Source organism: Streptomyces prasinopilosus (assembly GCF_001419695.1).
GTDB classification, from domain to species: Bacteria; Actinomycetota; Actinomycetes; order Streptomycetales; family Streptomycetaceae; genus Streptomyces; species Streptomyces prasinopilosus.
Map to the genome: position 1 here is coordinate 1 of NZ_LIRG01000761.1, position 5,304 is coordinate 5,304.

Sequence of the window (5,304 nt, forward strand, 5' to 3'; positions counted from 1 at the left end):
CCGGTGTTTCGTCAAGGAAGAGTACGCCTCGGTGGGCGAGGGACACGGCCCCGGGGCGGGCCGTGCCGGGGCCGCCGCCGACGAGCGCCTGCATGGTGGCCGAGTGGTGCGGGGCGCAGTAGGGGGCGGTGCCGATCAGGGGCTTGTCCGGGGGCAGCAGTCCGGCCACCGAGTGGACGGCGGTGACCTCCAGGGACTCCTGCCGGTCGAGCGGGGGCAGGAGCGAGGGCAGCCGCTCCGCGAGCATGGTCTTGCCCGCGCCCGGCGGGCCCTCGAGGAAGAGGTGGTGCCCGCCGGCCGCCGCCACCTCCACCCCGGTCCGCGCCGGGAGCTGGCCGACGACGTCCGCGAGGTCGTGGCCGGTGTCGTACGGTGCGGCGCCGGTGGCCGTGCCGGTGCCGGGCATCCGGAGGCCGGCGAGGAGCGGGTCGGGCCCTCCCCGGTGGGCGGGTTCCTCCTCGGGCACCGGTTCGTCGGTGAGCAGGGCGATCAGCTGGCGCAGGCTGCGGACGCCCAGCACGGACACGCCCGGCACCAGCGAGGCCTCGGCGGCGGCGCACTCGGGCACCACGACCTGTTCGTATCCGGCGTCGGCCGCCGCGACGACCGCGGGCAGCGTGCCGCGGACCGGCCGCACCCTGCCGTCCAGTCCCAGTTCGCCGATCATCACGAGGTCGGCGAGCACCCGCGGGTCGATCCGTTCGGCGGCGCCCAGGACGGCGCTGGCGACGGCGAGGTCGAAGCCGCTGCCCGCCTTCGGCACCGACGCCGGGCTGAGTCCCACGGTGAGTTTCTTCTGCGGCCATTGCGCACCCGAGTTGACGACCGCCGCCCGGACCCGGTCGCGGCTCTCCGTCAGGCTCTTGTCCGGCAGCCCCACCAGGGTGAACGCCGCCACTCCCGGTTCCAGGTCCGCCTGGACCTCGACCACCACGCCCTCGACGCCGACCAGCGCCACCGAGCACGTACGGGCGAACCCCATCTCAGACCACCCCCCGGACGTGCTCGACCCGGGGTGCGCCGCGCGCCGGCAGTACGACGCCGACCAGGTCGATGCGGACGCCACCGGGCGGCGCTCCCCCGTGTTCCTGGAGCCAGCGCTGCGCCAGGTCCCGCAGGCGGTCCGCCTTGGCGGGGGTGACCGCCTCCATGGGGTGCTGGAAGGACGCGGCCCCGCGGGTCTTCACCTCGCAGACGACGAGGACGTCGCCGTCCCTGGCCACGATGTCGATCTCACCGGTCCTGCCGCAGCGCCAGTTGCGCTCCAGGACCGTCATTCCCGCCTGCCTCAGCCGCCGCGCGGCCAGCGCCTCGCCGTACCTTCCGAGTGCGCTGCGTGCCTGCTGTCGTGGGTTCATGCCGACACCACCTCCGGCACCAACCGTCACGCGGCCGGCCGTCCGGAGTGGATCTTGGTGGACAACCCGGCGGTTGTGGAGAACTCCGTCATCCGCCGGGGTGCGTCATGTCCCCGCCGAACCCCTCGGTCACCCGCCCGGGAGCTCCAGGTCGCTCTTGTTGAGCTCCTCGATGTTCACGTCCTTGAACGTCAGGACGCGCACCTGCTTCACGAACCTGGCCGGCCGGTACATGTCCCAGACCCAGGCATCCGCCATGGACACCTCGAAGAACACCTCACCCTGGACCGAGTGCACCTGCATCTCGTAGTCGTTGGTCAGATAGAAGCGCCGCTCGGTCTCGATCACGTATTTGAACAGACCGACGACGTCGCGGTACTCCCGGTAGAGCTTCAGCTCCATCTCGGTCTCGTACTTCTCGAGGTCCTCGGCGCTCATGGCATGTTCCCCTTCACCCGTGCGATCCCACCATTGTGCGCCAGTCCCGGGAACCGCCGTCCCCGAACCGGGCCGACCCGCCGGACGGCCTCCCCGGGGGCCTGCGGCTAGACGATCTCGGTGTCCAGGGTCACGGGTCCGGCCGGAGGGCCTTCGTCGAGCAGGGTGCGCAGCAGCTCGGCGAGCCTCGTCGGGTACACCGTCTCACGGGCCCGAGCCAGTTCCGGGCATGTCCACCAGCGTGCTCCGGTGACGCTGCGCCGCTCCAGCTCGGTCAGTGCGGTGGCTCCCGTGGCCGTCCCCGCGGTGCGGGCGAGGTAGTACCACTCGTCCTGGTCCCAGCGGCGGCCCGCGAACGGGAAGGAGCACGTCCGCCGCCACAGCACGGGCCCCAGCTCCACCTCCGTGATGCCGGTCTCCTCCGCGAGCTCCCGCAGCGCCGCCTGCTCCCGGGTCTCGTCACCCTCCACGCCGCCGCCGGGTGTGAACCACCAGTCGTCGGCGGGGTCGTCCGGCTCGTGGCCGTGCAGCAGCAGGATGCGGTCCGCCGGGTCCAGGAGGACGACGCGGGCGACCCTGCGCAGTCCGCCCCCGCCCTCCCCTGCGCGGGAGCCGCCGGCGGGGCGGGGCGTCTCAGCGGGCATCGTCCGCCCCCGCGTCCGCACGACGGGTCCGGGAGGCACCGGCCAGCCGGGCGAGCGGACCGTACGCGGCTCCGCCGAGGATGAGCACGGCCCCGCCGAGGGTCGTGGCGACGACCGTCGGCAGCGGTCCCGGCGTGGAGAGCGCGCCGAGCTCCTCGAAGCCCGTCGGGGGTTCCAGCATGCCGTTCACCGGCCAGACCACCGCGTCGACCCGGGCCCGGACGGCCTCGCGGGAGACGGTGCCGTTGGCGGTGTCGGTGAGGTGGGAGGACGAGTCCAGGGAGCCGCTCCGTTCGTCACCGAGCAGGAACAGGCGGCCCTTCGGCACGGTCACCTCCGGAAAGGCGTCGAGCCCACTCGCCTCGTCCTCGGAGAGGTACGGTTCGTCGATCTCCGTGCCGTTGACCTTCAGCGTGCCGTCCTGCCCGGTGGAGACGGTGTCCCCGCCGACGGCGACCACCCGCTTGACGACCGGTACGTCCGCCCAGGCGCCGTCCTCGAAGACCACCACGTCGCCGCGGCGGACGTCGCCGCCGTCGACGCGCTGGGCCAGCACCCGGTCACCGGCGCCGATCGTCGGCGCCATCGAGGGGGTGGGCACGGCGTACGGCAGGTACACCAGCGCTCCCCAGGCGAACCCGCCGAGGAACAGCACCAGGCCCAGCGCCACGGCCAGTGAGGACAGCCGCTGCCCGGTCCGGCTGCCCGCCGGGGCCTCGTCCGCGCCACCGCCCCGCGAAGCCGTCCGTGTCGTGCTCCGAGCAGTCATGGGCGGCACCCTACCCGGCGGTACCGTGCCGGGTCAGCCCCTTCCTGCGGCGGCCGGCCCGGCGTCCGCTCCCGGCGCCCGGGCGCCGGGGCCGTCCTCGCGCCGGCGGTCCCGTCCGCGCCGCCACAGCACCAGCGGCACCGCGCCCGCGAGCGCGACCCCCTGGGGCACCACCGCCGGCGCCATGGACGCCGACGCCTGCGCGCCCAGCGCCGGCTGGTCGAAGGTGTCCGGGATCTCGAGCGCGTCCCAGCGGCCGACCGGCCAGGCGATGACGACGGCACGGCCGACGACCTCGCTCACCGGGACCATGCCGTCGTTCTTGTCGGCCCGGTTGTAGCGGGAGTCCCGGGAGTTCTGCCGGTGGTCGCCCATGACCCAGATCTTGCCCTCGGGGACCTCTACCCTGAACTGGCCGCCCTGGTCGTCCTGGCTGCAGGGGGTGTTGCCGGGATAGACGTAGTCCGCCTCGTTCAGGGCGACGCCGTTGACCGTCAGCGGGCCGGTGCCCTTGCACTCGACCACGTCGCCGCCGACTCCGATGACCCGCTTGATCAGGTCCTTCTCCTCCGCCGACGGCATCAGGCCGATCCAGCTGAGGAACGTCTGGAACGCGTTGGAGTCGGGCGTGGGCTCGCCCGCCAGCCAGTTGTCCGGGTCGTGGAAGACCACGACCTCACCGCGCTCGGGCTCGGAGCCGAACCAGGGGGTGAGCTTGTCGACCAGGACGCGGTCACCCTGCTGCAGGGTGTTCTGCATCGAGTCCGACGGGATGGAGAACGCCTGCAGCAGGAACGTCTTGATCAGCAGCGCCAGGACCAGCGCGATACCGACCAGGATGGGCAGCTCCTTCCAGAAGGAGCGTGGCTTCTTCTGCTCGCGGGGCGGCTCGTCCGGCCCCCGGCCGCCGCTCTCCGCCCGGTCCTCCGTCACTCTTCCCTCTCCTGCCGCCGGGGAGTCACTCCCGGAGGTCGCGGCGCCGTCCTCGGCCGGTACGAAGGGCTTCGCGGTACGCCCGCGGTGCTCTTCCCCGTCGGCTCCGGACCGTGCGCCAACCGCCACATCCCCCACGCCAGCTCCTCACTCTGTGCCGCCGCCTGCCCCATGCGCGGCGCAGGCCCACCACTCCCATAACGAGCGGGAGTTCCGCAGGGATCGGGAGCCGGATCATTCCGTTCGAATCATCCGGGGCAACCCTATTCGACAACGGGGCGGCGGCGGTCGACCCCGGCACCGAGTCCGACACGGAGGCGTAGGCCCTCGGCTCGTCCAGCGTGCTCCAGCGGCCGAACGGCCAGGCGATGACCACGGCCCGGCCCACCACCTCCTCCTCGGAGACGGTGCCGCCGTAGTCGGTGTCCTGGTGGGCACGGGAGTCGGCGGAGTTGGACCGGTGGTCGCCCATCACCCACAGGCGCCCCGGGGGCACGGTGACGTCGAACGGTGTCGTGGACGGGGCGTTGCCCGGGAAGAGGTAGTCGCCCTCCTCCAGCGGCACCCCGTTGACGGTGACCCGTCCCTGCGCGTCACAGCACTGGACCTGGTCGCCACCGACCCCCACGACCCGCTTGATGAGGTCCTTGTCGTTCTCCGAGGGCAGCAGGCCGATGAAGGTGAGTCCGGCCTTGACCTGCTTGACGCCGACCGGGTCCTCCTCCCGGGGGAGGGGCTGCTCGTCCTGCAGCCAGCCGCCGGGGTCCTTGAACACGACGACGTCCCCGCGCTGCGGCTTGGAGCCGAACCACGGGGTCAGCTTGTCCACCAGGACACGGTCGCCGACCTGGATCGTCTGTTCCATGGAACCGGACGGGATGACGAAGGCCTGGACGAGGAACGTCTTGAGCACCAGCGCGATCAGGACGGCGACCCCGATGAGCAGCGGTATCTCCTTGACCGCGCCGCGGCGGCGGCGCCGTTTGACCTTCCGCTGGAGCTTGCGCCGGTCGGCCCGGCTGCGTCCGCTGGACGCGCTCACCGCGCGGCGCGCGCCGGTGGGCAGCAGGTTGTCCGTGGCGCTCGCCGGGACGCCGCGGGGTTTGCCGCGGTTACCCATGGGTCCCCTCCCCCTGGTGCGCCGCGTCCGCCCGGGCGGACG

At 72.9% G+C, this 5,304-nt stretch carries 7 protein-coding genes; all 7 read right to left on the reverse strand.

Annotation, left to right across the window (positions count from 1 at the left end):
• Positions 1-982, reverse strand: a 982-nt coding sequence (locus AOK18_RS25955; RefSeq protein WP_167738747.1) for a YifB family Mg chelatase-like AAA ATPase, incomplete at its 3' end; no start/stop codon positions are given.
• Position 983: 1 nt separating this feature from the next.
• A complete protein-coding gene (locus AOK18_RS25960; protein WP_079105185.1) occupies positions 984-1,388 on the reverse strand; it encodes a YraN family protein in 405 nt (134 codons plus the stop codon).
• Between the two features lie 99 nt (positions 1,389-1,487).
• On the reverse strand, positions 1,488-1,796 hold the full coding sequence (locus tag AOK18_RS25965; RefSeq protein WP_003965949.1) for a DUF2469 domain-containing protein: 309 nt from the start codon (positions 1,794-1,796) through the stop codon (positions 1,488-1,490).
• Between the two features lie 107 nt (positions 1,797-1,903).
• A complete protein-coding gene (locus tag AOK18_RS25970) occupies positions 1,904-2,440 on the reverse strand; it encodes an NUDIX hydrolase (protein WP_055695920.1) in 537 nt (178 codons plus the stop codon).
• The gene (gene lepB, locus AOK18_RS25975; protein WP_055695917.1) at positions 2,430-3,209 is read right to left on the reverse strand and encodes a signal peptidase I; all 780 of its coding nucleotides are present in this window, start codon (positions 3,207-3,209) and stop codon (positions 2,430-2,432) included. Before lepB (AOK18_RS25975) ends, AOK18_RS25970 begins: the two co-directional genes overlap by 11 nt.
• A 33-nt stretch (positions 3,210-3,242) precedes the next feature.
• Complete coding sequence (gene lepB, locus AOK18_RS25980) at positions 3,243-4,280, reverse strand: signal peptidase I (RefSeq protein ID WP_055695918.1); 1,038 nt, start codon at positions 4,278-4,280, stop codon at positions 3,243-3,245.
• Positions 4,168-5,262 (reverse strand): signal peptidase I, encoded by a 1,095-nt coding sequence (lepB, locus tag AOK18_RS25985; protein WP_055695919.1) that lies wholly within the window; start codon positions 5,260-5,262, stop codon positions 4,168-4,170. The genes lepB (AOK18_RS25980) and lepB (AOK18_RS25985) overlap by 113 nt, the downstream gene beginning before the upstream one ends.
• Between the last annotated feature and the right edge of the window lie 42 nt (positions 5,263-5,304).

Excerpts from the sequence above, each read along its gene's own strand:
- AOK18_RS25970 (WP_055695920.1), bottom strand. The coding sequence starts at position 2,440 with ATGCCCGCTGAGACGCCCCGCCCCGCCGGCGGCTCCCGCGCAGGGGAG.
- lepB (WP_055695917.1), bottom strand. The coding sequence starts at position 3,209 with ATGACTGCTCGGAGCACGACACGGACGGCTTCGCGGGGCGGTGGCGCG.
- lepB (WP_055695919.1), bottom strand. The coding sequence starts at position 5,262 with ATGGGTAACCGCGGCAAACCCCGCGGCGTCCCGGCGAGCGCCACGGAC.
- AOK18_RS25965 (WP_003965949.1), bottom strand. The coding sequence starts at position 1,796 with ATGAGCGCCGAGGACCTCGAGAAGTACGAGACCGAGATGGAGCTGAAG.